Source organism: Guptibacillus hwajinpoensis (assembly GCF_020524165.1).
GTDB classification, from domain to species: Bacteria; Bacillota; Bacilli; order Bacillales; family Guptibacillaceae; genus Guptibacillus; species Guptibacillus hwajinpoensis_D.
The window spans coordinates 724,577-749,204 of sequence record NZ_JAIVKU010000003.1 but is presented as its reverse complement, the minus strand read 5'-3'; the positions used below and the strand labels follow the sequence as shown (position 1 = coordinate 749,204).

Annotated in this window: 28 protein-coding genes and 1 other annotated feature; of the genes, 2 read left to right on the top strand and 26 right to left on the bottom strand. The window is 41.9% G+C overall.

The features are described from left to right. Window positions 1–76: 76 nt before the first annotated feature. From LC090_RS06955 to nadB, 8 genes are all read right to left on the bottom strand, one after another. Window positions 77–610, bottom strand: coding sequence for a BofC C-terminal domain-containing protein (locus LC090_RS06955; protein WP_226656553.1), 534 nt, complete (start codon window positions 608–610; stop codon window positions 77–79). 101 nt (window positions 611–711) lie between these two features. Continuing rightward, the gene (locus LC090_RS06950; RefSeq protein ID WP_226656551.1) at window positions 712–1,461 is read right to left on the bottom strand and encodes a YebC/PmpR family DNA-binding transcriptional regulator; all 750 of its coding nucleotides are present in this window, start codon (window positions 1,459–1,461) and stop codon (window positions 712–714) included. Between the two features lie 114 nt (window positions 1,462–1,575). After that, entirely contained in the window at window positions 1,576–2,202 is a 627-nt protein-coding gene (locus LC090_RS06945; RefSeq protein WP_226656549.1) for a YhcN/YlaJ family sporulation lipoprotein, read from the bottom strand. A gap of 80 nt (window positions 2,203–2,282) precedes the next feature. Next, window positions 2,283–3,188, bottom strand: a complete 906-nt coding sequence (locus tag LC090_RS06940; protein ID WP_226656547.1) for a phosphotransferase — start codon at window positions 3,186–3,188, stop codon at window positions 2,283–2,285. Next, window positions 3,172–4,920 (bottom strand): SafA/ExsA family spore coat assembly protein, encoded by a 1,749-nt coding sequence (gene safA, locus LC090_RS06935; protein WP_226656545.1) that lies wholly within the window; start codon window positions 4,918–4,920, stop codon window positions 3,172–3,174. Before safA ends, LC090_RS06940 begins: the two co-directional genes overlap by 17 nt. A 189-nt stretch (window positions 4,921–5,109) precedes the next feature. Further along, entirely contained in the window at window positions 5,110–6,210 is a 1,101-nt protein-coding gene (gene nadA / locus LC090_RS06930) for a quinolinate synthase NadA (RefSeq protein ID WP_226656543.1), read from the bottom strand. Window position 6,211: 1 nt separating this feature from the next. Beyond that, entirely contained in the window at window positions 6,212–7,051 is an 840-nt protein-coding gene (gene nadC, locus LC090_RS06925) for a carboxylating nicotinate-nucleotide diphosphorylase (RefSeq protein ID WP_226656541.1), read from the bottom strand. Further along, complete coding sequence (gene nadB / locus LC090_RS06920; protein ID WP_226656539.1) at window positions 7,005–8,555, bottom strand: L-aspartate oxidase; 1,551 nt, start codon at window positions 8,553–8,555, stop codon at window positions 7,005–7,007. Before nadB ends, nadC begins: the two co-directional genes overlap by 47 nt. Before the next feature lie 117 nt (window positions 8,556–8,672). Between nadB and LC090_RS06915 the strand changes: the two genes are divergently transcribed. Further along, the gene (locus LC090_RS06915) at window positions 8,673–9,797 is read left to right on the top strand and encodes an IscS subfamily cysteine desulfurase (RefSeq protein ID WP_226656537.1); all 1,125 of its coding nucleotides are present in this window, start codon (window positions 8,673–8,675) and stop codon (window positions 9,795–9,797) included. A 40-nt stretch (window positions 9,798–9,837) separates the two neighbouring features. Then, on the top strand, window positions 9,838–10,380 hold the full coding sequence (locus LC090_RS06910) for a transcription repressor NadR (protein WP_226656535.1): 543 nt from the start codon (window positions 9,838–9,840) through the stop codon (window positions 10,378–10,380). A gap of 77 nt (window positions 10,381–10,457) precedes the next feature. Here the strand turns inward: LC090_RS06910 and pheA are convergent, their stop codons facing one another. The 18 genes from pheA to LC090_RS06820 all read right to left on the bottom strand — a co-directional run bounded on the left by pheA (window position 10,458) and on the right by LC090_RS06820 (window position 24,615). Further along, window positions 10,458–11,321, bottom strand: a complete 864-nt coding sequence (pheA, locus tag LC090_RS06905) for a prephenate dehydratase (protein WP_226656533.1) — start codon at window positions 11,319–11,321, stop codon at window positions 10,458–10,460. A gap of 9 nt (window positions 11,322–11,330) precedes the next feature. Continuing rightward, window positions 11,331–11,780: an ACT domain-containing protein gene (locus tag LC090_RS06900; RefSeq protein ID WP_226656531.1), complete on the bottom strand. Its 450-nt coding sequence runs from the start codon at window positions 11,778–11,780 to the stop codon at window positions 11,331–11,333. A gap of 98 nt (window positions 11,781–11,878) precedes the next feature. After that, the gene (obgE, locus tag LC090_RS06895; RefSeq protein ID WP_226656529.1) at window positions 11,879–13,162 is read right to left on the bottom strand and encodes a GTPase ObgE; all 1,284 of its coding nucleotides are present in this window, start codon (window positions 13,160–13,162) and stop codon (window positions 11,879–11,881) included. A gap of 9 nt (window positions 13,163–13,171) precedes the next feature. Further along, window positions 13,172–13,705, bottom strand: a complete 534-nt coding sequence (locus LC090_RS06890; protein ID WP_226656527.1) for a Spo0B C-terminal domain-containing protein — start codon at window positions 13,703–13,705, stop codon at window positions 13,172–13,174. Between the two features lie 182 nt (window positions 13,706–13,887). Further along, the gene (gene rpmA / locus LC090_RS06885; RefSeq protein WP_098444403.1) at window positions 13,888–14,178 is read right to left on the bottom strand and encodes a 50S ribosomal protein L27; all 291 of its coding nucleotides are present in this window, start codon (window positions 14,176–14,178) and stop codon (window positions 13,888–13,890) included. A 13-nt stretch (window positions 14,179–14,191) separates the two neighbouring features. Next, window positions 14,192–14,524, bottom strand: a complete 333-nt coding sequence (locus LC090_RS06880) for a ribosomal-processing cysteine protease Prp (protein WP_226656525.1) — start codon at window positions 14,522–14,524, stop codon at window positions 14,192–14,194. Between the two features lie 11 nt (window positions 14,525–14,535). After that, window positions 14,536–14,844, bottom strand: a complete 309-nt coding sequence (rplU, locus tag LC090_RS06875) for a 50S ribosomal protein L21 (RefSeq protein WP_206890068.1) — start codon at window positions 14,842–14,844, stop codon at window positions 14,536–14,538. Window positions 14,845–14,857: 13 nt separating this feature from the next. Further along, window positions 14,858–14,932, bottom strand: a sequence feature (ribosomal protein L21 leader region). Window positions 14,933–15,021: 89 nt separating this feature from the next. Beyond that, window positions 15,022–16,170: a ribonuclease E/G gene (locus tag LC090_RS06870; RefSeq protein WP_226656523.1), complete on the bottom strand. Its 1,149-nt coding sequence runs from the start codon at window positions 16,168–16,170 to the stop codon at window positions 15,022–15,024. A gap of 31 nt (window positions 16,171–16,201) precedes the next feature. Next, a complete protein-coding gene (locus tag LC090_RS06865; RefSeq protein WP_226656521.1) occupies window positions 16,202–17,017 on the bottom strand; it encodes a M50 family metallopeptidase in 816 nt (271 codons plus the stop codon). A gap of 8 nt (window positions 17,018–17,025) precedes the next feature. Continuing rightward, window positions 17,026–17,775 (bottom strand): M23 family metallopeptidase, encoded by a 750-nt coding sequence (locus LC090_RS06860; RefSeq protein ID WP_226656518.1) that lies wholly within the window; start codon window positions 17,773–17,775, stop codon window positions 17,026–17,028. 175 nt (window positions 17,776–17,950) lie between these two features. After that, complete coding sequence (gene minD / locus LC090_RS06855) at window positions 17,951–18,751, bottom strand: septum site-determining protein MinD (RefSeq protein WP_226656516.1); 801 nt, start codon at window positions 18,749–18,751, stop codon at window positions 17,951–17,953. Window positions 18,752–18,770: 19 nt separating this feature from the next. Beyond that, the gene (gene minC / locus LC090_RS06850) at window positions 18,771–19,460 is read right to left on the bottom strand and encodes a septum site-determining protein MinC (protein ID WP_305076439.1); all 690 of its coding nucleotides are present in this window, start codon (window positions 19,458–19,460) and stop codon (window positions 18,771–18,773) included. Window positions 19,461–19,489: 29 nt separating this feature from the next. After that, window positions 19,490–20,035 carry a rod shape-determining protein MreD gene (gene mreD / locus LC090_RS06845; protein ID WP_226656514.1) on the bottom strand — a complete coding sequence of 182 codons (546 nt, stop codon included), beginning with the start codon at window positions 20,033–20,035 and terminating at the stop codon, window positions 19,490–19,492. After that, window positions 20,032–20,910 carry a rod shape-determining protein MreC gene (gene mreC / locus LC090_RS06840; protein WP_226656511.1) on the bottom strand — a complete coding sequence of 293 codons (879 nt, stop codon included), beginning with the start codon at window positions 20,908–20,910 and terminating at the stop codon, window positions 20,032–20,034. The genes mreD and mreC overlap by 4 nt, the downstream gene beginning before the upstream one ends. 16 nt (window positions 20,911–20,926) lie before the next feature. Next, entirely contained in the window at window positions 20,927–21,964 is a 1,038-nt protein-coding gene (locus tag LC090_RS06835; RefSeq protein WP_098444412.1) for a rod shape-determining protein, read from the bottom strand. Window positions 21,965–22,058: 94 nt separating this feature from the next. After that, window positions 22,059–22,730 (bottom strand): RadC family protein, encoded by a 672-nt coding sequence (radC, locus tag LC090_RS06830; protein WP_226656634.1) that lies wholly within the window; start codon window positions 22,728–22,730, stop codon window positions 22,059–22,061. A 52-nt stretch (window positions 22,731–22,782) separates the two neighbouring features. Then, a complete protein-coding gene (locus LC090_RS06825; protein WP_226656509.1) occupies window positions 22,783–23,361 on the bottom strand; it encodes a Maf family protein in 579 nt (192 codons plus the stop codon). Window positions 23,362–23,616: 255 nt separating this feature from the next. Continuing rightward, the gene (locus LC090_RS06820) at window positions 23,617–24,615 is read right to left on the bottom strand and encodes an SPOR domain-containing protein (protein ID WP_226656507.1); all 999 of its coding nucleotides are present in this window, start codon (window positions 24,613–24,615) and stop codon (window positions 23,617–23,619) included. Window positions 24,616–24,628 lie beyond the last annotated feature (13 nt).

Here is a 24,628-nt window from a genome sequence, read left to right as displayed (position 1 = left end):
AAAAGCGGAGACGAGCGTTTATGAAACGAAGAGATTGGAGCTCACGAGAACTGTTTATTAAATGCAAAAACCCGCCCTACTGGACAGGTTCGCTTTTAATTTTCGTAAAAGATTGAATGACATCTTCAAACTGGTACCATGACTCGACTGGAATGCCTTCTAACAGCTGCTCCCGCCTCTGACTTTCAAGCTTACCTACGTCGATTTGGAAAAACGTCTGAATGACTTTCTCATCGGCAGGATCACCATCAAAAATGGTTAAAACACCGTCTTCTGTTAGACCAAAGTGTCCATTTTGTTTACTAGCCGGTGAAATATCTTCAAAACTTCGCTCAAAAACCATTTTACCTTCTTCCTGATCAACAAGTTGCCAGTCTGCATATTGACTCCACAAATCTTCCATCGCCCAAATCGTTTCATATACAGATCGTTTTGTGGTCACACCATCTGCGTAATTTGTTCGCAACTCAACTTCAATGATTAACGGTCCTTCCGCTTGCCCAGTCTCTGTTTTTACCGTTAACCCGTTTTCAGGGGAGAACGCCTCAACGGAGTTTCCACCAAAGACCACTAGACAACCTATGAGAATGAGTGGATAAAGGTTTTTCATATGTTTACAACACCTTTCTTCCATATACAAGAAGTTCATGCCGTTAGCGTTTCCAATTTAGCAGTCTGTATGCATCAAAAAAGCTACAGACTATCTGTAGCTTACAATTGCTCATAAACCTCATCATTAATTTCTGCATTATGATAAACTTCTTGAACATCATCATTATCTTCAAGTTGGTCAATGAGCCTCACCATGCCAATCCCATCCTTGTCTTCTAATGGGGTATACGTTTCTGGAATCATCGTTATTTCAGCGGATGAGAATGTCAAACCGTTCGCTTCTAAATGCTGTTTAACATCCTGGAAATCTTGTGGATTTGTATAGATCTCATAGGTTTCTTTCGTCGTTTCCATTTCTTCTGCACCGGCTTCAATGACCTGAAGCATTAAATCTTCTCCATCAAGTTCGTTTTCTGAGCGATCTATGATCAGAAGGCCTTTCCGATTAAATAAAAAGGAGACACAGCCATTTTCGCCCATATTCCCTCTATTTTTACTAAATGCATGCCGTACATCAGCCGCAGCACGATTTTTGTTATCTGTTAGTAATTGAACCATAATGGCTGCTCCCCCTGGTCCGTAGCCCTCATATGTTACATTTTCGTATTGCACACCGTCCAGGTCGCCTGTTGCTTTTTTTATCGCACGATCAATGTTATCGTTTGGCATATTTGATGATTTTGCCTTATCAATAGCAAGCCTTAAGGAAGGATTTGTTTCTGGATCGCCTCCTCCTTGCTTTGCAGCGACAAATATTTCTTTAGCTAACTTCATAAATACTTTTCCACGTTTTGCATCCTGTGCGTTTTTTCTCCGCTGAATATTTTTCCATTTGGAATGTCCTGCCATGTTGAAGAACTCCTTTCAAATGAACTGATTCCTCAACTTTAACATAGGAATCATTTGAGAAAAAAATGTTCTGCATATGTAAACGAGAGGGCTCATGCCCCCTCGCTATTTTCTTTATTTGTTATTTTCAAATGGTCGTTTTGCAGCATTTCCAATATCATTTAGGATGGCATTGACATCAGACTGAACTTCTTCAAAACCATTGCCATCTGCTAGACGATTGTTCACATCACCCATGCGGCCAAATACATCTTCGTCTGTTGATATGGAAATATTTTTCTGCTTCGTCACTTTCGCTACTTCGCTACGAACTTTATCCTTTACATCTACATCATTTTTGTCGTTTGTATCAACGCCAATCATAATCTGATCTCCGTATACGATAACACGAGAGTCATCCACGTTTTTAAGCTTATTGATACGCTTCGCAAGACGTTTAGACAACTCATTGTCATAACCGGAATAATTATCATCGGTTCGCATGTAACCTGGCCCATTCATCCCATTACGTTTATCAATTTGCTTTTGATCCGGGGCTTTAACACCATTTGCATAATCGCGATCAATCATGTCTGTAACGGCACCTTCTCGGTAGTCACCGTTATTATTTTCACTTGTGTAATACCCAATCGGACGTGTGGAATCATTATAACGAGTATCCATCGCCTCATTATTAGCCGTACACCCAATTAACCCACCTGCAAGCATCATCGTAGAAAGCGTTAGTATCGTTTTTCTCAAATTTAAAACCTCCTTTCACCTTTAGAATGTGAGGAGGCTTATGTTTTTAATCTGTTAGTTCTAGGTAACAATGGTACCTATTAAAGAACATGACGAATGAATTCAGCTCGTTTTGAATGCTGTTGCGCTGTTTTCACTAACAGCTCGTTTCTTCCACTAGGATTCACTAACCATTCCCGGTAAAAATCGGCAGGATAGGCAAGAAGTTTTCTGAGAAAAGGGTTTTCAATACATTGACGGAGCGAAAAAATATGCGATTCTCTCCATTCTTCTAGGGACCAATCACAGTAAGGCAGCATTCGGTTTAACATCTGTAAATAATCATATTCACGTGGTGCATAGCTAACCAGATCACCATCAATCAAGCGTAATTGATCACGATTAAATATAAAATTATGGTGCGCAGGGTCACCGTGAACAATGTAGTGGTGGCGTAATGCAGTTTGTTCAAGTCGTTCTACTTCTATCATCTCGGAGACAACTTTTTCACCAACCGACAAATAAAAACAAATAAGCTTTTCCTGCTCAAGAGGAAACACGTTAGTTGCGATCTCTTGTTTAAAACGAAGGAAGCGGTTCGTCCACTTTCGATTAAGCGAGACGGTTGGAATTGAATCGCTTATCATTCCCTCAACTTCTTCATGAAAATGAGCAATTTTCTCCATTGCAAGAAGACGATCTTCCTTATATGCATAATTAAGCGCTCGTCCTTGTATTGCTTTCATGCATGCAAACGTCAGTCCACCACTTTCTTTTACCCATTCGCCATCTGAGAAAGGAAGATAAGGAACAAATGAAGATACAGCCGACGAAATTTCGATTTGCTTTAGTATGGTCTCTTTTCTTTCCGCCGCTTTTAGAAAAACAGCCTCTCCTTTGTTAGAAGTAGCTCTCCAAACAAGGGAATTAACTGGATTGATTTGGAGAAAAAAAGGGCATATCCCCTTTAGGATAGCCCCCTCCCTATTATTAGCGTGATTCCGCATAGCTACTTTCCATTCCCATATAATCCATCATAGGAGCTTTATTCGCTCCCTGAACGTATCCAGGGTTTGCATATGGCGCCATTTGTTGATAAGGGGAGACTTGACTCCCTCCACACCCACAGTTATGCTGCTGATACATCGGCTGATTTGGATAGCCAGGAGGCATCATCATTCCACCTACATTTTGATTTGGATAACCATATGCGCCCATCACAGCTTCTGGATATTCTTCATTGCCTTTATGAGCATATGGCGTCATTCCATTACCATACCCATTCATTGAGGCTCCAGCTACGTTCTCATTTGGATTTCCCCATGACTGCATCCCTGCTACTGACCCTGGTCCACTGTTTCCTTTTTGACCGTAGCCTTCATACGCTCCAGCTACGTTCTCGTTTGGATTTCCCCACGACTGCATGCCTGCTACTGACCCTGGTCCATTGTTTCCTTTTTGACCGTAGCCTTCATACGCTCCAGCTACGTTCTCGTTTGGATTTCCCCACGACTGCATGCCTGCTACTGACCCTGGATAGCCTCCATTATTCCCTTTTTGACCGTAGCCTTCATATGCTCCAGCTACATTCTCATTTGGATTCCCCCACGACTGCATCCCTGCCACTGACCCTGGATAGCCTCCATTATTCCCTTTTTGACCGTAGCCTTCATATGCTCCAGCTACATTCTCATTTGGATTCCCCCATGACTGCATCCCTGCCACTGACCCTGGTCCATTGTTTCCTTTTTGACCGTAGCCTTCATACGCTCCGGCTACGTTCTCATTTGGATTTCCCCATGACTGCATCCCTGCCACTGACCCTGGATAGCCTCCGTTGTTTCCTTTTTGACCGTAGCCCTCATACGCTCCAGCTACGTTCTCGTTTGGATTTCCCCACGACTGCATCCCTGCCACTGAGCCTGGATAGCCTCCGTTGTTTCCTTTTTGACCGTAGCCTTCATACGCTCCAGCTACTTCAGAGCTTTCTTCGCTCATTCCATAATTGTTCATGTTTGCTCCAGCTACATTTTGATTCGAATTTTCGTAAGCTCCTGCAACGTTTTGGTTGTTAGGATAGCCCATTTGTGCCCCACCTACAGAAGATGGGTAGCCCGGATAACCACCGTTGTATTCTTTATTCGCATAGCTAGTCGTTCCGGCTACGTTACTCGGATATCCTTGATTCATTTGCTTTGGCGGAGGAGGCATTTCCATCGATGAAGATTCATACTCACTTAGTACTTCCTCATCATTCATAGGATAAAATAAATTCTCTGCTTTATTTGCTTTTTCAACAGGTTTCTTTTCAGCAACTTTTTTCGCTTTCTCGATCGGTTTTTTCTCCGCTGCTTTTTTCTCTTCAACTTTCTTTTCAGGCTTTGTTTCTTTTGGCTTTACTTTCTTAGGTTTTTCTTCCTGAGGCATCATATTCATATTCATGTTCATATTTAAACCCATGTTTAACTCATTGTTGATCGGCATCGTCATAGCCGGTTTTTCTTTTGGCTTCATCGGCGCTTCTTTTTTCTTAGGCATTTCTTTTTTCATTTCTTTAATTGGCATTTCTTTCTTTTTAACTGGAACACCACCAGATGGTATTTTCACTTTCATACCTGGCATAATCATATTAGGATTCTTGAGCTGCGTATTAACAGCTTTTAATTGTTCAAAATCAACACCATATTTTTTAGCGATTTTCCATAACGTATCGCCTTTTTGAACGACATGTATTTTCAACCTAAAAAACTCCCTCCTGTAATCAGTACAATGAAATTCAGTACAGTGTATGCATGACTGGGCAGATTGCTACCTTTTTAAAAGGGTAAGATCATCACATTAATATGCAGGAGAGAGTGTGCCTATGAGTGATGGAATTGATTAAGATCAAAAAAAAAGGAATCAAACTTAACGTTTGATTCCTTTTTTTTAGGCACGATCAAGCATACGATTCAACGCTTGATTTGCGTAATAAGCTGTTTCTTCCTCTACTTTAATTTGATTGGTTTTCTTTCCCTGCTGAATCTCCTCAAGCGCCCAAAGTAGATGCGGTAAATCAATACGATTCATCGTTAAGCATGGGCACATGTTTGGGTTTAAGGAGACAATCGTCTTATCTGGATGTTGCTGAATGATACGGTTAACCAGATTCATTTCCGTTCCAATCGCCCATTTTGACCCAGATTTCGCCTGTTCGATCGTCTCAATAATCATTTTTGTAGAGCCGGAGAAATCCGAGCGTTCCACTACGTCAAAACTGCACTCAGGATGAACGATGACATTCATACCTGGAAAACGCTGTCTTACATCTTCTATATTTTCAACAGTAAATTTCTCATGGACAGAGCAATGACCTTTCCATAATATCACTCTAACTTTTTCATCATCGCCTTCGTATTCTAGCGTATCCGTAATCGGATCCCATACGGCCATTGCTTCTAAAGGAACACCAAGTTCATAAGCGGTATTTCTTCCGAGATGTTGATCTGGTAAAAACAATATACGTTCTTTCTGAGTAAAGCTCCAGTCCACCATCGCCATTGCATTAGAGGATGTCACTGTTGCGCCTCCATTTTTCCCAACAAACGCTTTTATCGCAGCCGTTGAATTGACATACGTTAAAGGAAGAAGTGTATCACCAAAACGTGATTGAAGCTTTGTCCAGGCGCGCTCTGTTTGATGAATATCAGCCATGTCTGCCATTGAACAACCTGCTCGTATATCAGGAAGAATCACTGTTTGATGGTCTTCTGTTAAAATATCAGCGGTTTCAGCCATGAAATGAACCCCACAAAACACGATCGCTTCTGCTTTTTTATTTCGCGCAGCTAACTGTGCAAGTTGAAGAGAATCTCCAGTATCATCTGCAAACTGAACAACTTCATCTTTTTGATAATGATGAGCCGGAAGATATAGCCTTTCTCCCATCTCTGCTTTAATTACTTCGACCCTCTTTACCATCTCTTCTTCTGATAAGTTTTTATAGTGTTCGGGTAGTCCAGGCTTCGTTAAGGCATTTAAAATACTCATTTTATAATTCCCCTTTCATGCGTAAGCTAATATCAAGGCTTTGAACAGAATGAGTCAAACAACCTAGTGAAATCATGTTAACCCCTGTTTTCCGAAAAGATGCTAGGTTATCAAGCGTAATACCCCCTGAAGCTTCCGAGATCAGCGGTTCAGGAACTAATTTCGTGTACGCCTCTACTTCTTTTGGTGAACAGTTATCGAACATAATTACATCAGCTTGAACCTTTACAGCTTCAAGCACTTCTTCTTCAGTTGATGTCTCAACTTCAATTTTAGTCATATGTCCAAGACGGCTCCTAACATGTGATACGGCCCTTTCAATACTCCCAAACTGTGCAATATGATTATCTTTTAGCATTACACCACCATCAAGTGTTATCCTATGGTTAACCCCTCCTCCACACCTCACTGCATACTTTTCATACATGCGAAGTCCTGGGGTCGTTTTACGCGTATCACAAATACGAATGGAAGTATCATCAAGAAGTTCAATCGCACGAGCTGTCATCGTAGCCACACCGCTCATTCGTTGAATCATATTCAATATAACGCGTTCCCCCGTCAGTATTGCTCGAATATTTCCTTTTACAGATGCAATAACATCTCCTTCTTGAACAACATCACCATCCGTTATGTTTACTTCAATGCGACTTGCTTCATCAAGCATTTGAAATCCAATTTCGATTACTTCTTTACCACAAAAAACGCCACTTTCCTTCGCAATAAAAACCGCTTCTGCTTGCTCATCTATAGGAAATAGAAACTCGCTCGACAAATCCGAAGTTCCTATATCTTCAATAAAGAATTGTTCGAGATCTTTTCTGACTTTTAACCCAATCATCTTGATGAATCCTCCTAAGTATTCTTTTTTGCTTCCATTCTTGTAGCTGTAGCGGAAAGTCGGCTCGGTAATGAGCGCCCCTGCTTTCTTTACGTAAATAAGCGGAAGTCGCCATAAGCCAGCTGACCAGACCCATATTAGCTCGTTCAAGTGACTGAAAATCTAACTTACTAACTTCATCCATCGTATCCGGTTGAAATAACTTTATCGCAAAATCAAGTCCTGCCCTTGTGCGTTTCATACCCACATACTGCGCCATAACGTTTTTTAATTCCGATGTACTTACCGACGGCTCTTTCAGAATCGTTTCTTGCTCTTTTATTTCGCTTCTTGGCACATTTCGATGATGGTGCAATATCCACTCAGCTGCTTCATGTGCAAAAACAATACCTTCTAGTAGAGAGTTACTTGCCAGACGATTGGATCCGTGCACACCTGTATGGGCAACCTCACCAAGAGCAAATAATCCTTCAAGAGAAGTTCGACCAAACTGATCCGTCATGACACCACCCATAAGAAAATGGGCACCAGGCTTTACAGGAATCATTCCTTTTGCTAAATCTACCCCATGTTTTTGGCACTGTATCGCGATTGTCGGGAATCTTTCTTCAAACTGGGATATGCTTGAAATATCGAGGTATACTGGGGAATTCTCATCTTGAATGGCTCTCGCTACAATATCTCTTGGCGCAAGGTCGCACCCCTCGTGCTTCCCTTCCATGAGACGTCTCCCATTTGATGTAATTAACGTGCCTCCTTCACCGCGAACCGCTTCAGAAATAAGAAACGAATAATGAGAATCACCTGCATACATCGTTGGATGAAATTGCATAAACTCAAGGTCCGTTAAGGTAGCTCCAGCCCGGTAAGCCATGGCAAGCCCATCTCCAGTAATCGCTGAGTCATTAGATGTGACAGGGTAAAGCTGTCCCGCTCCTCCTGTTGCAAGTATCGTATATGCTGCCTTCACTATGATGGTGTCTCCGTTTTGATTAAGTACTTTGACTCCCATACATTTCCCTTCATCCGTAAGGAAATCAATTGCCATATGTTCCTCCAAAATGGCACATCGCTTTTCTATGCGGTGTATGAGCGTATGAATGATTTCTTTTCCCGTAGCATCTCCCCCAGCATGAAAAATTCGCGATACACTATGTGCCCCTTCTTGACACCTTTTGTATTCTCCATCACCGCTTTTATCAAACTGAACTCCAAGATTAATAAGGTGCCTTACTTGCGTTGGACCTTTTTTAACGAGCAGCTCCGTTAGTTCTTCGTTATTATGAAAGACGCCCGCTCGAATCGTATCAAAGAAATGATTGGTCCAGCTGTCCTCTTCAGTAGTTGCTGCTGCTATTCCACCCTGTGCAAGCTTAGAATTGCTTTTACCAAGAGTTGACTTTGTGATAATTGTCACATTCTTATCCAATGAAAGAAGTTCAGCAGCCATCAATCCAGCTACACCACTACCAATCACTAATACTTCCGTGCTCACCTGCTCCATGAAATCCCTTCTCTCACTAACCGATATCGAAAAACAACCACAAAACTTAACATGTGTCTTGACACCTATATTTACATATATTTAAATAAATAACAAGACTGAAAATGAGGAGAAAATATGATTTATTTAGATTATGCGGCTTCAACCCCTATGTCCGATACAGCTTTACATGCTTACACGAATTCCGCCAAACAATTCTTTGGGAATACAGAAAGTGCTCATAACGCTGGTACTGACGCTACTCATTTATTAGAAAATTCACGGCGCTCCATCGCCTCGCTTATAAATGGCCATCCGAACGGAGTATATTTCACTTCTGGTGGAACGGAAGCTAACGTTTTAGCACTTCAAAGTATGATTAACTCTTTTTCAAAAGGACATATCATTTCAGCAAGTGCTGAGCATTCGTCTGTACTCAATACAATTTCACAGTTCAAACAAGCAGGGTACGATGTAACATACCTTTCTTATAACGAAAACGGCCAAGTGTCTTTGGAGCGAATTCTAGAAGCCATACGGGAAGACACTATTTTAGTATCACTTGCTTTTGGGAATAGCGAGATTGGTACACTTCAACCTCTCAAAAAAATTGGTAAAGAGCTAGCAAAACGCCATATCCTTTTTCACACAGATGCTGTTCAAGCGTTTGGAAAAGTAAGCTTGGATGTAGCTGAGATGCACCTTTCTTCCGTATCTCTTTCTTCTCATAAAGTGTATGGACCTAAAGGCGTTGGCGCTTGCTATATCGATCCCTCGATCTCATGGAAGCCAGTTATGCCAGGAACTGTTCATGAAAAAGGATTTCGTGCTGGAACTGTGAATGTTCCAGGCATTTTTTCATTTGCAGCTGCAGCAGAGGAAGCGGTCCATCAGATGAACACGAATCAAAAAAAGCTTATAAATTTACGCGCTCACCTCGTGAACCGATTAGCGCATCCGAATATTGTCATCGAAGGGGCACAGGGACTACCACACATTATTGGGATTCGTTTAAAAGGGATTGAAGGACAACATGTGATGTTAGAGTTAAATCGGATTGGCATCGCTGTCTCAACTGGATCAGCTTGCACCATAGGTCAGCAGCAACCTTCCAGAACATTACGTGCGATGGGAAGAACAAATGATGAAGCAAGAGAACTCGTGCGCATTAGTCTTGGAAGAGACACAACTCTGCAAGAGATCGAAAAAACGGTAGACGGATTTCATGAAATCCTTACACGCTGTTCCGTAACAAAGATATAATAAGGGTAGAGATCATGTTCTTGGAAAGGGGTTTTCAGTTATGGGACAAGGAGAAAAAATATTAGGAGAGAAGCGAAGGTCGCTCCTACTTCAGTGGTTAAAAGAGAGCGAAAAACCATTAACCGGAAGTGATTTATCCAGACGAACAAATGTTAGTCGGCAAGTAATCGTTCAGGATATTTCTTTACTAAAGGCAAGAAATGAACCAATCATTGCGACTTCACAGGGATATATGTTGTTTAGTTCAGATCAAAAAGACTTGAAACATGAACAGATCATTGCCTGCAAACATTCACCACTCGATACCAAAAAAGAGCTTTATACCATTGTAGATCATGGAGGTACTGTGAAAGATGTTACTGTTGAGCATCCAATGTATGGCCATTTAACAGCATCCCTTTTCGTTGGTAATCGTTTGGAAGCAGATCAATTCCTTGCCAAACTCTCGACGACAAACGCATCCCTTTTATCGGAACTTACTTCGGGAGTACACCTTCATACGATTGAAGCGAATTCAAAACCGCAACTTGAAGCGGTAATTAACGCCTTAAAAGAACAAGGATTTCTGTTAGAACAGGATTAAATTAGCGACAAGCATTTTAAACGTAAAAGAGAACGGCTCCTGGCCGTTCTCTTTTAGATCAATCGGCAATAAACCAATTATTTTTGATTAACAACAAAACATGGATACTCACCAAGCACAGAGATGCCAATGCCAAGCGCTTGAATTTCTTCCATGACGCCTTTTAACAGGACATCCCTATTCGGACGCTCTACATCAATAATAAAGAAATAATTTCCAAGCCCTGTTTTCATCGGACGTGACTCAATTTTCGTTAAATTAAGATTGCGCCATGCAAATGCTGCAAGAACTTGATGCAGTGCGCCTGGATAATCTGAAGGAAGAATAATTTTGTATGTGACACGGTCTTCCCTGAATAATGGTGTTCTCGGCAAAGCTTCAGGTGTTTTGTGCAACACAAGAAATCGCGTATCGTTATCTTCCGTATCATGAATATCAGCTTGAGCAATCGTTAGACCGTATTTTTCAGCAGCGAGTTCATTCCCAATTGCAGCCTCTTCAACCTTCCCTGAGCTCTGAACATATTCAGCAGCAGCACTTGTTGAAGCTGCATTACTCAGTTCTGCTCCTGGTAGCTCCTGTTGAAGAAAGACATGACACTGCGCAATCGCATGCGGATGGGAAAGGACACGCTTTACCTTTTTCCAATCCTGTTGATTAGGATGAATAAGCAGGTGCTGTCGAATCGGTAAGACGAGTTCTCCAACGATCGGTAGGGAAACTTGTTGTGAAAGGAGATCAAGGGTCATATTAACAGAGCCTTCGATCGTATTTTCTAGCGGAACCACCCCATAGTCAACGTCTCCTTTTTCCACCGCTTCAAGACAGGCGCGGATGGTTGGAAACGGTGTGCGATCCTCCTCTTGGAATAGCGTTTTTGCTGCGATTTCTGTAAACGTTCCTTCTGGTCCAAGAAAACCTATCTTCTTTTGCGTATCCATATTCTCCCCCTATGCTCCTGATCCAATAATTTCTGCATTGTTAACGGCTTCTATTTCTTTAATTTTCTCAAGTAAACTGTTCAAGCGAAGATTGGCTTCTCCAATTTCCATTGTTAAGATCACCGTAGCATAGCCCTGTAGAGGGATGGTTTGATTGATTGTTAATAAGTTGCAACCAAGCTGCGCGACTGTACTGAGTACCCTTGATAGTGCTCCTGAACGATCTTCCAGGTGAACAGAGAGCGTGACAATCTGTTCAATAATCATCGTATGGAACGGTAAGATAGTGTCGCGGTATTTGTAAAAGGCACTACGACTTACGCCTACTTCATCAATGGCTTCTCGTACAGATTCCACTGTTCCACTTTCAAGAAGAAGTTTCGCTTGTAGCGTTTTTAACATCGAATCAGATAACACATCTTCTCGAACGAGATAAAAATTCTTGTCTTCTTTGCTCATTCTTCCCCTCACCTCTATTTCGGCCAGCTACGACCCATATTTGTGGCTACTATGTAAAAAAAAGACCGCCCATCGATCTGGACAGTCTTATCCGTTCATCAGTCTACGAACTCAAATTCGAACTCCAGAATCCGAACCGCATCTCCGTCTTCAGCTCCACGCTCACGCAGCGCCTCATCAATCCCCATACTACGCATTTGTTGCGCGAACCTACGGACGTTATCTTCTCGGTTAAAGTCTGTCATCTTGAATAGCTTTTCAATTCGAGGTCCATTCACGACGAACGTCCCATCGCTATCACGCGTCACAAAGAATTCAGGTGCACCTTTCTCGTGACGATACATAACGCGCGTTTCTTCTTCCTTCTCTTCATCAAGAGGGAATTCAGGTGTTGTTTCAAGCTTATCTGCAATTTCAAACAGAACTTCTTGTACACCCTGACGCGTTACGGCAGAAATCGGATAAATCGGGAAATCTTCTTCCAGTTTTTCCTTAAAGATTTCGAGATTTTCCTGTGAATCTGGAAGATCCATTTTATTCGCAACAATAATTTGTGGACGCTCCATCAATCGCATTTTATACTGCTTTAACTCATCATTAATCTTGATATAATCTTCATACGGATCTCGACCTTCCATACCAGACATATCAATCACGTGTACGATCACTCGTGTACGTTCAATATGACGCAGGAACTGATGCCCAAGTCCAACCCCTTCATGCGCCCCTTCAATAAGTCCTGGTAAATCAGCCATGACAAAACTGCGACCATCTTTCGTATCAACAACACCTAGATTAGGTGCAATCGTTGTAAAATGGTACGCTGCAATTTTTGGCTTTGCTGCAGAAACAACAGATAAAAGGGTGGATTTACCTACACTTGGAAAGCCAACAAGACCTACATCGGCTAGCACCTTAAGTTCTAGCGTGACATCTTTCTCTTCTCCAGGTTCACCATTTTCAGAAAGCTCTGGAGCAGGATTAGATGGAGAAGCAAAACGTGAGTTACCGCGTCCTCCACGACCGCCTCGAGCCACTGTTGCCCGCTGGCCGTGTTCCGTTAAATCTGCAATCACTTCTCCTGTTTCTGCATTCGATACAATTGTACCTGGTGGAACTTTAACCACCATATCCTCTGCGTTGCGGCCATGCTGATTCTTCGAGCGGCCATGCTCACCGGTTTTGGCTTTAAAATGACGATTGTAACGAAAGTCCATCAGTGTACGAAGACCTTCTTCTACTTCAAAAATGACGCTAGCGCCTTTTCCTCCGTCGCCACCTGCAGGGCCACCATCCGGTACATACTTCTCTCGACGGAAGGCAACCATACCATTTCCACCATCGCCTGCTTTTACAAATATTTTGACCTGATCTACAAACATACTTTCACCTCATTTAATCAAAAACGTGCTAACTAGCTCCTGTTCCGTTTGCTCTAATTCAATCAATTTAGCGCTTTTTACATCAGGATTCTCGAACGCCAGCTTGAGCTTGTTTTGATCGGAAACTTCACCCTGAAAGTCAAAAACAAGATGAATTTCTTCATGGTACAACTGAAGCGTTAATAACAAGTGGTGATCCGCAGGGACATTCACTTGTGAATCAAGCACCGTTGTACATTGAGCGATTAACTCAATGAGATCCGCTTCGTAAGCGCAAATATCATATTCGTCTCCGATCACTTCAAAATCCAACTGAAATAAATGGTTACACCAGTTAAACGTTAATATATATTCTGCAAGTTTCGGAGCATTTAAATTCGATAATTTTGCTTCCTGTCTCGACTGGATAATAATTTCTTCGATAATTTCCTTTGCCCTGTCCACATGATCCAGTGCAAGGTTGCCTTTGATCAACTGCAAACGATTTAACCAATCATGACGAGAATGGCGCAGAACGTCAAAGGTATTCCACTTTTTAGACATAATTGCACTCCCAATGCTTTAACCATTTCCTTCATTATAACAATAGATGATTCCTTCATGTTACTTCCCTTAAAAAGAAAACAATCTTTCGCGTATTCATTGTGCATCGTCACTTTTCTAGCCCATTTCGTCTATTATATCAAAAAACTCTAACCGAACGGTTAGAGTTTTTCTTAAGCTGCTTATGCTTCTTTAGCAACTGGATATACACTTACTTGTTTACGGTCACGTCCAAGACGCTCGAATTTCACGACGCCGTCGATTTTCGCATATAGAGTGTCGTCTCCACCGCGGCCAACGTTTGTACCAGGGTAGATCTTAGTTCCGCGTTGACGGAAAAGAATCGAACCGCCGGATACGAACTCGCCGTCTGCGCTCTTCGCGCCAAGACGCTTGGAGATTGAATCACGGCCGTTTTTTGTACTACCTACACCCTTTTTCGATGCGAAAAACTGTAGATTCATTTTCAACATATTGTCCCACCTCCTATGTGTGAGTAATTTGGATGTGCTTGCCGTATTCCTCGGCAATAGCGGAAATGGATACTTCCATTCCTTGGAGGAGAAGTTGAACATTCTCACCTGTACGCTGATCCAGGTGATCTGGAACGGTACAGCTAAGGTAGCCGCCTTCATCTTCCATATCAACTATGAGAGTTACATCGCAAAGGGATTCAATCGCATTCACTGTCCCGATCGACACGGCAGAAACACCTGCACAGACTAAATCATAGCCATAAGGCCCAGACTCAGCGTGTCCTGAAAGAGAAAATGAAAGGATGCGATTGTCCGAATCTCGCTTCAGCTTGAAACGTATCATCTTAATGATCCTTAAGCGTTAATTTTGTCGATAACTACTTTAGTGTAAGGTTGACGGTGTCCTTGCTTACGACGGTAGTTTTTCTTTGGCTTATATTTATAAACCGTGATTTTCTTACCTTTACCGTGCTTGTCAACTTTACCAGTTACAGTAGCGCCTTCTAGCATAGGAGAACCAACTTTAATATCGTCTCCACCAACCATTAGCACACGGTCGAAAGTAACCGTTTCACCAGCTTCAGTGTTTAGAAGCTCGATGTAGATTTCTTGACCTTCAGTAACCTTGATTTGTTTACCACCAGTTTCAATAATTGCGTACATTACGTGCACCTCCTCTAATACTAAGACTCGCCATTGCAGGTGCTAGAGACTAGCTTAAAAACCTGTTCTTGAGCGGTTGTAGCTCTTTGGGTGCTTCCAAACGAACTAACCACTAAATCATACCACAGCGAAATTTGTGGTGTCAATGCAAGAAATCCTTCTTCTTTCATTTCGACTTCAAATAAACTTACTTAGAGGAAGACCCGCCTTCTTACGCTGCATCTCAAACAGCCCAAGTCTGGTAAAACCGCCTACCTTTAACCGTTTGTCTGCTTTTTCCTTCTTCTTCATTTGTGTTAAAAGGGCTTCGCGTTCTTTCTCATCTACCCTTAAAAAGTCAACAATAATCATGCCACCAATATTCCGAAGTCGTAGCTGCCTTGCAATTTCATCAATGGCCATCATGTTTACTTCAAGATGAGTCTGGTTTTTAGTACTTCTTCTTACACCACCGCTGTCTACATCAATGGCCGTTACGGCATTCGTTTCTTCAATATGTAGGGCTGCTTTCCCTATTTTAACCGTTTTTTCTATTCCCTGAATGGTTCCTTCAAGAAGCTGAATCACTTTCCCAGTTTGCTCTTCTGACATAACTTTCGCACCTTTTGCCAATAAAGGCAGAAAGGTTTTCAACGCAGCTTCGTCATTTGTAGCTAGTTCAGTTGCTCGATGAAGGGGATAGAGCTTGCTAATTCGTTCAGCAAGTCCACCAGCTTTCTTGATAACACTTGGAACCCGCTCCCCTTCGGTAGATTGCAGAATTTGTTGCCATTCTTCTCGAAGATGATCTAATTCCTCTATAAGTGCTTCCTCACTCAAATAGGCAGAGCTTGTCCGAAAAATAAGTCCTTCTTGTTCGACACAATGTTCATGAGCGATTTGAAGAAGTTCTTCTCGCATTTCTGGCAACTGCTTGGATACAGCCGAATAGCCGGCGTACGGCATATAAACAAGAGACTCCCCAGTTAATGATACGAGTTCTGTCACAATCGGCCCTTTTCGATCCACACCAGGGTGTTTGACTTGAACAAGGATCGACTGTCCTTCTTTAATACAAGCAGAAACAGCCGGCATCCGTTCCCCGGCTGTCTTTTTTTTCTGTGCGCAAATAAGTTCATCACCATTTAAAAGGCCGGGTTTTCCACTACCTAAGGAGACAAAAGCAGCATTTTTATCATCTAAAACGGAAGAAACTTTCCCGAATATCAGATCTCCCTGATCCGGTTTTCTTTGACAGGTGGCTTCCGCCCAAATGTCTGTAATCTCCTGATTGTTTACGATAGCGGCTGCCTGCCACTCCTTTTTTTTAAGAACAATAAACTCCATAGCCGCTCTCCTTTTCGTACTTTTCTTTAGTTTACCTAAATAGTGTACCAACTGCACACCCAATTTGATTTTTTTTAAAATAGGCATCGAGCAAAATTTTCTCATCTGCCTCTATGTTCATATCTTCTATTACAATTTGATAGTGATAACCTCGATAAAACGAGGCGAGAAGCTCAGTCAATTTCATATCAGGAGCTACACAAACAACCTTTTTCTTTCCTTTAATGGAAGTTGAATACCGTTCAAGCAAAAACCGCAAATAGATATAATGATGATGTTTCCATTCTTTAAACTGTGACACAGAAAGAAAAATGATGACCATCCATAGATTTAAGTGAAATGGAAAATAAGCCGCCGTTGCAATGATTAAGACACATAAACAAAGAAGTGAAGAATGAAGCATCACTTTATGAGATGCTTTAAAAGGATAGCGGAGAGAGTACAATAAAAAAAGAAGCTTGCCGCCATCAAGTGGCCATATGGGCAATAGATTAAAGAGGAGAACCATTAGGTTATGAAGTAAAAAGAGACTAAACATCTCATCCCATAACCCAAAATAGTAGAAAATAGCCCCAGTCCCAATCAGCCAGACATGTTGAAATGGACCGGCGAGTATAACAATTAGTTCTTCTTTGAACGGGCGGTTTCCATGCTCATCTACAACAGCCACACCACCAAATGGAAGTAGAACAATTTCTTTTACTCGCCATCCAAAAAAACGGGCTGCTCCCGCATGCCCTAACTCATGAATAAGGACAACAACGAACAGCAGCAGTATTTCTCGAAAACGCCCTGTTAGAATAGAAAGACCTATTGTCATCCAGAATAGCGGATGGATCGTTATCATTTTTAGCATTATTCGATTGGAACAACTTGAAGCGGGTCAATAAACGCTTCGTTTTTCTTTATGGCAAAATAAAACGTTCCTGTCTTCCCATCTTCAGAGTTTGAGACACTCCCAAGTTGATCCTTTGTTTGAACAAAATCGTAAAGAGAAACATCAATTGAATCCAGCATACCATACCATGACTCGCTTCCATCCGTATGCTGTAAAACAACAGTCTGCCCTATCCCTTCTTTATCTCCTGCATAAGTGACCACCCCTGCATCAATCGCTTCGACTCCTGAACTGAGTACGGTTTCGACCATAATTCCTTTTCCAGTCGTTTCAAAATTCTCAAGTACCTGTACCTTACCACTTGCAGGTAGTGCATAGACAGGGGCTTCAGCATTCAAGTTGGTTTCAGGCGTTGTTGGAAACAAAGCCACGGGATTCCCAAACTTTCCTTCATACCAATCCTTCACCGTCGCAAACTGGAATTCTTCCGCCATCATTTCAGTAACGTAATCCTGGGCTGGAACGAGACGATCGCTCTCTGCTTTAAATAAAATGCCTGCCCCCAAAAATAAACAAGCAGCAATCATCGCTCGCATTAAAAAACTTTGCTTATTAAATAGCGGGTGAATCTTCATTTCTACATCTTGATTTGAATACGAAGGTATATGATCATGACTTCGTCCTGGTCGAGGCTTTGTACGCAAGGGTTGACGCTGCTTCTTTCTCGAATGGAGTCGCTTTCTCACATCATCCAGATCTTTCCGCATTCCTCACCCATCCTTCCTATAAGTAGTATTCAGTTTATGACTTGTCCTGAGTGGATATGTCAGTTGAATACTTAGAAAAGAATGAGTTCCTGATAGAGACGCATATGTTTAGACAACCAATTCCTTCTTCGTCCCCTAGCTTTTCCAATAAAAAAATCCCGGCCGCAGCCGAGATTTAAGAACGTATTCCAAAAAACTTTTTCACTTTACTAAACATGCCTTTTTCTTCTTGAAGAGAAAGAAGCGGAACTGATTCACCTAAAATGCGTCTAGCGATATTACGATAGGCGATGGAAGCTTTTGAACTAGGATCGAGCGCAATTGGCTCCCCTTTGTTTGAAGCGGTAATGACCGTATCATCATCTCCAACAATGCCTAACAGGTCAATTGCAAGAATCGAAACAATCTCATCGACATCCAGCATTTCGCCACTTTCCATCATATGGTTTCGAATACGATTCACGACAAGCTTCGGCGCTTCAATGTTCTCTTCTTTTTCGAGAAGACCAATAATACGATCGGCATCTCTTACCGCTGACGTTTCAGGCGTCGTGACAACAACGGATTTATCTGCCCCAGCGATCGCATTTTTAAAGCCCTGCTCAATGCCCGCCGGACAATCGATTAACACGTAATCATAATCCTGCTTTAGTTCATCAATAATTTTTTTCATTTGCGCAGGCTGCACAGCAGATTTATCTTTCGTTTGTGCAGCTGGAAGCATATAAAGCGCTTCAAAGCGCTTGTCTTTAATTAAGGCTTGATGAAGCCGACACCTTTCTTCAGCTACATCGACGAGATCATAAATAATACGATTCTCAAGCCCCATCACTACATCAAGATTTCGAAGACCGATATCCGTATCAACCAGACATACTTTTTTCCCCGATAGTGCAAGAGCTGTTCCAATGTTTGCTGTCGTTGTGGTCTTACCCACACCACCTTTTCCGGAAGTAATGACGATAGCGTCTCCCACACAACATTCCCCTTTCTGTCTACAACCTAGTCAAATTCGGTCGTACTTTGGTCAGTATTTGAACGCGATCAACGCTAATTTCAGATTGACCGTCTTTGACAAAAGCACATTCTGCTTCATGAATGCTTGCGCTTACTTGATCAGGCGGTCTACTGATAAGATCCGCAATTTTAAGCTGCGAAGGTTTCATCACAGCAGCTGTAATAACCGCCTTGATATCCCCATAAGCTCCTGCATGGGCAATACCACGAAGCGTTCCCATTACAAAAATATTGCCGAAAGCTTTTACAGTGCCACCTGGATTCACATCTCCGATTAGAAGCAAATCCCCATCTACTTCAAGAACTTGTCCAGATCGAACCGTTCTCGCTACGGATGTAATCGTGGATCTCTTGCGCTCTTCTTCCGCTTCATCTCGAGAGATGACATTTGAATCAATGCGATCAATTTCAAGATTTTGCTTCGATTGAATCATTGCTCGAAGTTCTTTTTCCTGCTTTTCAGTTAAATACCGATTGCCAATTTTAAGCGTAACGGTAATCGTATGTCCTTCTGTTTGCTGAATATGACGAGCGGAAAGTTTTTCATCAAGCTCATTTATAACATCACGAAAAGCGCAGGAATCATCTAAAATCAGATTCAGGCCGTCTTTCGTTCCTTTAATCGTTACAAAATGCTGCGTTTGCTTTTGTACCATAGACAATTTCATTCACCTCAACATAGAATAATTCAACGTTGCTAAAGGAAACTCCTTCTTTTGGCCTGATTTTCTTGTCTACGGCTTTCAGATAAATCTTCAAGCAACCGTTTTACAGGGTAGTAAACAATAAGCAAGAAGATTCCATTTAAAAGTAAGGAAGGAAGATAGCGACTGTAGAAAAAGGAATGGAAAGATACGTCCGTTACATTAATTAAAGAAAACAATTCATACACATAGAATTCCACCAATGTGACGCCTAGTAAACCAAGTATGAGGGTCGTAAACCAGTTCAGGTGAAAAACTTTCGATAAATAACCGATTATGTAAGCTGCAACCGACATTCCAAACATATATACTCCGACAAGATCCGTATAAATCAAATCATGTAGAAGTCCAAAAACAACACCGTATAGAACGCCATAAGCTGGAGACAACACCATTCCAACCATGACGACAATCACCGTCACAAAACGCGGAATGAGCTGAAAGTCAAAGCCGTATTGTTCAGGTGCAAACACCTGAAAAACGGTCCCTTCCAGAAGAAAAAGAACAAATAGCGTTCCAACTAGAAAAAAACGCCTCATTCTTCTTCACCTTCCCCCTCATCAGGATTTACGTTTTGTGCACCGCGATCGATAATCATCACATTGTTAATATCATATAAATCAGAAGCTGGTTTTACATAAGCGGTTTGAGTAGTCCCAACATTATCTGTTTCAATATCAACAATTTCACCAATGACAACACCGCGTGGGAAAATCCCACCATTACCGGCTGTAATAACGGTTTGACCTTTCTCCACTTTCGTATCTACCGGGATTTTTGAGAAAAGCAACACTTCTTTTTCCGTATCATATCCTTCAATCGTTCCGAAAACATTCTTATCTTCCTGCGTCATTGCAGCAATTCGATTCGTCCGATCAACATCACTTACTAGTTGAACGGTTGAAGAGAAAGGCTGAACATTTTTCACCTTACCAATTAGACCATCAGGTGTGGCAACGGCCATATCCGCTTCTACCCCATCCTGTTCTCCTTTATCAATCGTTAACAAATCATTCCAGCGATCAGGTGACCGGGCAATCATATTTGCATGAAACGTCTGATAGTTCGAGAGTCCAGTTGAGGAGTCAATGTTTAACTCGCTTTTTAAATCTTGATTTTCTTTCTTAACCGTTTTTAACTCTTCTGACACGGCAACGAATTCATTAAGCCTCGACTTAAGTAGCTCATTTTCTTCATACATGTCTTTCATATCTCCAATACTCTCAAATAAACCCGCTACTGAATTAGCGGGTTTATAGAAGATTGATTGAAGCCATCCAATGGAATCTTTGAAAAACTGCTCAGGCATTGTAAGCGCATCGCGTTCCTTCATTGATGTACCGATTAACGCAACTAAAATAATAATGCTCACAAGCAATACAATGAGACGTTTATTTGAAAAAAATTGTGGCATGCGTTACACCTTCCAACTACTTCTGTTTTGAGCGGGAAGTTATACCAGCTCTAGATTTGAATAAATGGATATTTTCAAGCGCACGTCCGGTACCAATCGCAACGCATTCAAGCGGATTTTCTGCAACAATAACAGGCATTTTCGTTTCATCACTAATGACTTGATCCAAGTTTCGTAGTAACGCTCCGCCTCCTGTAAGAACAATGCCACGATCCATAATATCAGCTGCAAGCTCAGGTGGTGTTTTTTCAAGCGTTACTTTCACAGCTTCCATAATACTATTGACTGTGTCACGTAAAGCTCCAGACACTTCATCAGCAGAAACGCTGATTGTTTTTGGAAGACCTGTTACAAGGTCACGGCCACGAATATCCATGGCATCAATGCCTTCTGTTGTTCCAGCAGAACCAATTTCAAGTTTAAGCTGTTCAGCAGTACGTTCACCTATCATCAAATTATACGTTTTCTTCACATACTGAATAATAGACTCGTCCATTTCATCTCCAGCAATGCGGATCGATTCACTTGTAACAATTCCTCCAAGAGAAATGATGGCAACTTCTGTTGTTCCCCCACCAATATCGACAACCATACTACCGGTCGGCTCCCAAACTGGTAGATCTGCACCAATCGCAGCAGCAAAAGGCTCTTCAATCGTATAAGGTTCACGTGCACCTGCCTGACGCGTCGCATCTTCAACCGCTCTTTTTTCAACAGCTGTAATGCCAGAAGGTACACAGACCATTACGTTAGGCTTTCGCGCAAAAACAGAACGATTTTTCTGTGCCTGCTGAATAAAATATTTCAGCATCGTTGCTGTCGTTTCAAAATCAGCAATTACGCCATCTTTCATTGGACGAAGTGCCACAATATTCCCCGGTGTACGACCAATCATATTCTTCGCGTCATTACCAACTGCTTCAATTGATCCCGTATCTGTACGAAGTGCAACAACTGATGGTTCACGAACGACGACACCTTTTCCTTTTACATATGCCAGCGTGTTAGCTGTACCTAAATCTATTCCCATATCTCTTGAAAATCCACCAAACATTTATGTTAAATCTCCCTTCAATTCAAGCAAAACTCATAAGTATGATTATACTGCATCAGTATTGAAAACGGTAGTGGGAAAACTATTCCACTGCCTATACGTATCCTTTTTCTTTTAAACTAATAAACTTCTGATCTCCGATAATAATATGATCAAGCATATCAATACCAAGCATTTTACCACACTCTGCGAGACGTTTTGTTACCTCAATATCTTCTCTGCTTGGTGTCGGATCACCGCTTGGATGATTATGAAAGCAAATTAATGATGCAGCTGACCGCCTGAAAGCTTCTCGAAAAACTTCTCGAGGATGCACAATAGATGCATTTAAGCTTCCAACAAAAACAGTTTGACGATGTAACACCTGATTCTTCGTATTCAAGTATAAGCAAACAAAGTGCTCTTGTGATAAAAAGCGCATGTCTTCCATCACATAATTCGCACCGTCTTCTGGTGAACGAATGGTATAGCGCTCCTCCATTTGAAGACGACTGACCCTTCTACCGAGTTCCATCGCCGCAATGAGTTGAACAGCTTTAGCCGTACCCACGCCATTTAATGAGGTTAATTCTTCAATACTAGCATCTTTAAGAAGCCGCAGCCCTTCAAAATAGTGAATAATGCGATAAGATAGCTGCAGGACAGACTCCTGCTTTGTCCCGGTCCTGAGAATAATCGCCAATAACTCTTGATTAGATAATGTCTCAGGACCATCCTTCACGAGACGCTCTCTCGGGCGCTCCTCTTCAGGATAATCACGAATCATTAACGGTGTTTTAAGCAACACGCTTCCTCCCTGGATTCATCTTCGTGTCTGACTAACGCTGAATCTCCGGAAAAATTCCAAAAGCCTCAAGTTCTCTAAGCGTTTTGGAAATCGGAAGCCCTACCACACTATAATAATCCCCGTGAATACGTTTCACAAAGGCGGCACCGAAACCCTGTATCCCATAACCTCCCGCTTTATCAAACGGCTCACCGGTATCAAGATAATTCTCAATATCCGCATCTCTTAAGTCCCAAAATTCTACTTCTGTTGCTTCATAGAACTGTGAACGTTGCTCGCTTGACAGAATGACCACACCCGAATAAACGATATGCTTTCGGCCAGACAAAGCTTTCAGCATCTGCCTCGCATGCTGGCGACTTTCTGGCTTCCCAAGTACATCGTGATCAAGTGTGACAACCGTATCTGCTCCCAGAACGATAGCGTCCGAGGCATTGGTCAAAACATCATTGGCTTTCCCAAAAGCTAGCTGTTTCACAAGTTCAGAAGGGGGCACAGATTGAGAGTGATGTTCTTCAAAGCGGCTAACGATAATCTCAAATTGGAGGTTCACTTGCTCTAGAAGTTCTTTTCTTCGTGGAGACCCTGAGGCTAAGACGAGGCGCTTCATTTTACCACCCTTTTTTGTAAAAGATTCACAAGTGGGAAAAGGGCTTGATAACAGCTTATCAAATCCCTTTTCTTTCCACAAATTAATTTTCTAACGTTCCTTTACATTTTTCGTTTCACTTCGATTCTGTATGTGCATACAGTTAAAATTTGTTTAATCTTATTTTAGTTCGTTAAGAGCGATCCTTTCAGGAGGGTCGCTCTTAACACTCCTATCATATCGTACCGCTTATTCATTCACTCCGCAAATATCAGACTATTCCAACCCTTCCACAACTTCTTGATACATTGCTAGCGCATCCAATAAATGTTGCTGAGCCATCCATAACGAGGGTACTGTTTCTTCCGCCGAATAATCTTCAATTTCTTTTGAGGCAGCATTTAAGGCTTCTGCTAAGGCTTGTCCCTCACTTTCTTCCCATTCCTTTATTCCGCTCCCTTTTTCATTCCAGGTTTGTACCGCTTTCTTTACTTTCGTAACCTCTTTACTTGAAACCTCTCCATCTGATAAAGCAACCAGGTCAAGCGTCGTTAGCTCCTCAATTAACTCCTTACTCTCTTTCAAATGATTTGCCAGATCCGCGCTCGCCACCACTTTTTTCCCCTCAATCGTCCATAGTTTTTTATATACCTCCTGCCCATTGCTTTCAAAGTAGGTCGCAAGGGCATCTTGACCTTCTGCAGATGGCGATACACCAATAAGTAAGAAATATTTTTCTCCTTTAAAAATCGTTGCAGGTAAGCCTTTATCCTTTAGCTTATCTTGAAACTCCTTAGCAGACTCATTCGTTTCATATGCACCGGACTGCACGACGTGTAGGTCAAGAGATAAATCTGTTTGACTTGCTGCCACGGATACCGCTTCGTTCGATTTATCTATAGGCGTGGCGACACTTTCTCCACCAAAGACCATTAGTAAACCGAATCCAAATAAAACGCCAAGCGCAATGGCAAAGACTGCTGAAGCGACAACTTTTTTATGGAAGGTGACCACACGCTTATGAGGAACAAGATGCTTTTTCTTTTTGCGTCCCACTGGTAACCTCGGGCTCTTCTTTGACTGCTCAAAAAATGTTGTGGCTTTTTTCTGACTATGACGTTTTTTTAATTCTACGATTTTCTTTGCATCGCGTCGCTCAGGTAAAATCCATTCGAATTCTTTTTCCTCAGCCGCTGCGCTTTCTTTATGTGTTTCTGGAGTATTATGGACTTCATCATTTAATCGGATTGAAATCGTTCGTTTCTCCTTATCCATTTCCATCCCCCTC

Bases quoted from the DNA above. Each gene is read 5' to 3' on its own strand.
- minC (WP_305076439.1), bottom strand. From the start codon at position 19,460: ATGAAATTGTCTATGGTACAAAAGCAAACGCAGCATTTTGTAACGATT.
- mreC (WP_226656511.1), bottom strand. From the start codon at position 20,910: ATGCCACAATTTTTTTCAAATAAACGTCTCATTGTATTGCTTGTGAGC.
- LC090_RS06860 (WP_226656518.1), bottom strand. From the start codon at position 17,775: ATGCGGAAAGATCTGGATGATGTGAGAAAGCGACTCCATTCGAGAAAG.
- obgE (WP_226656529.1), bottom strand. From the start codon at position 13,162: ATGTTTGTAGATCAGGTCAAAATATTTGTAAAAGCAGGCGATGGTGGA.
- rplU (WP_206890068.1), bottom strand. From the start codon at position 14,844: ATGTACGCAATTATTGAAACTGGTGGTAAACAAATCAAGGTTACTGAA.
- LC090_RS06940 (WP_226656547.1), bottom strand. From the start codon at position 3,188: ATGCGGAATCACGCTAATAATAGGGAGGGGGCTATCCTAAAGGGGATA.
- LC090_RS06820 (WP_226656507.1), bottom strand. From the start codon at position 24,615: ATGGATAAGGAGAAACGAACGATTTCAATCCGATTAAATGATGAAGTC.
- rpmA (WP_098444403.1), bottom strand. From the start codon at position 14,178: ATGTTGAAAATGAATCTACAGTTTTTCGCATCGAAAAAGGGTGTAGGT.
- nadB (WP_226656539.1), bottom strand. From the start codon at position 8,555: ATGGAGCAGGTGAGCACGGAAGTATTAGTGATTGGTAGTGGTGTAGCT.
- LC090_RS06825 (WP_226656509.1), bottom strand. From the start codon at position 23,361: ATGAAGCGCCTCGTCTTAGCCTCAGGGTCTCCACGAAGAAAAGAACTT.
- LC090_RS06950 (WP_226656551.1), bottom strand. From the start codon at position 1,461: ATGGCAGGACATTCCAAATGGAAAAATATTCAGCGGAGAAAAAACGCA.
- pheA (WP_226656533.1), bottom strand. From the start codon at position 11,321: ATGGATACGCAAAAGAAGATAGGTTTTCTTGGACCAGAAGGAACGTTT.
- nadC (WP_226656541.1), bottom strand. From the start codon at position 7,051: ATGATTGGGTTAAAAGTCAGAAAAGATCTCGAACAATTCTTTATTGAA.
- LC090_RS06955 (WP_226656553.1), bottom strand. From the start codon at position 610: ATGAAAAACCTTTATCCACTCATTCTCATAGGTTGTCTAGTGGTCTTT.
- LC090_RS06880 (WP_226656525.1), bottom strand. From the start codon at position 14,524: ATGATACGTTTCAAGCTGAAGCGAGATTCGGACAATCGCATCCTTTCA.
- LC090_RS06890 (WP_226656527.1), bottom strand. From the start codon at position 13,705: ATGTCTAAAAAGTGGAATACCTTTGACGTTCTGCGCCATTCTCGTCAT.
- LC090_RS06900 (WP_226656531.1), bottom strand. From the start codon at position 11,780: ATGAGCAAAGAAGACAAGAATTTTTATCTCGTTCGAGAAGATGTGTTA.
- LC090_RS06865 (WP_226656521.1), bottom strand. From the start codon at position 17,017: ATGATAACGATCCATCCGCTATTCTGGATGACAATAGGTCTTTCTATT.
- LC090_RS06835 (WP_098444412.1), bottom strand. From the start codon at position 21,964: ATGTTTGGTGGATTTTCAAGAGATATGGGAATAGATTTAGGTACAGCT.
- LC090_RS06870 (WP_226656523.1), bottom strand. From the start codon at position 16,170: ATGGAGTTTATTGTTCTTAAAAAAAAGGAGTGGCAGGCAGCCGCTATC.
- radC (WP_226656634.1), bottom strand. From the start codon at position 22,730: ATGATTCGTGATTATCCTGAAGAGGAGCGCCCGAGAGAGCGTCTCGTG.
- LC090_RS06915 (WP_226656537.1), top strand. From the start codon at position 8,673: ATGATTTATTTAGATTATGCGGCTTCAACCCCTATGTCCGATACAGCT.
- mreD (WP_226656514.1), bottom strand. From the start codon at position 20,035: ATGAGGCGTTTTTTTCTAGTTGGAACGCTATTTGTTCTTTTTCTTCTG.
- LC090_RS06910 (WP_226656535.1), top strand. From the start codon at position 9,838: ATGGGACAAGGAGAAAAAATATTAGGAGAGAAGCGAAGGTCGCTCCTA.
- nadA (WP_226656543.1), bottom strand. From the start codon at position 6,210: ATGAGTATTTTAAATGCCTTAACGAAGCCTGGACTACCCGAACACTAT.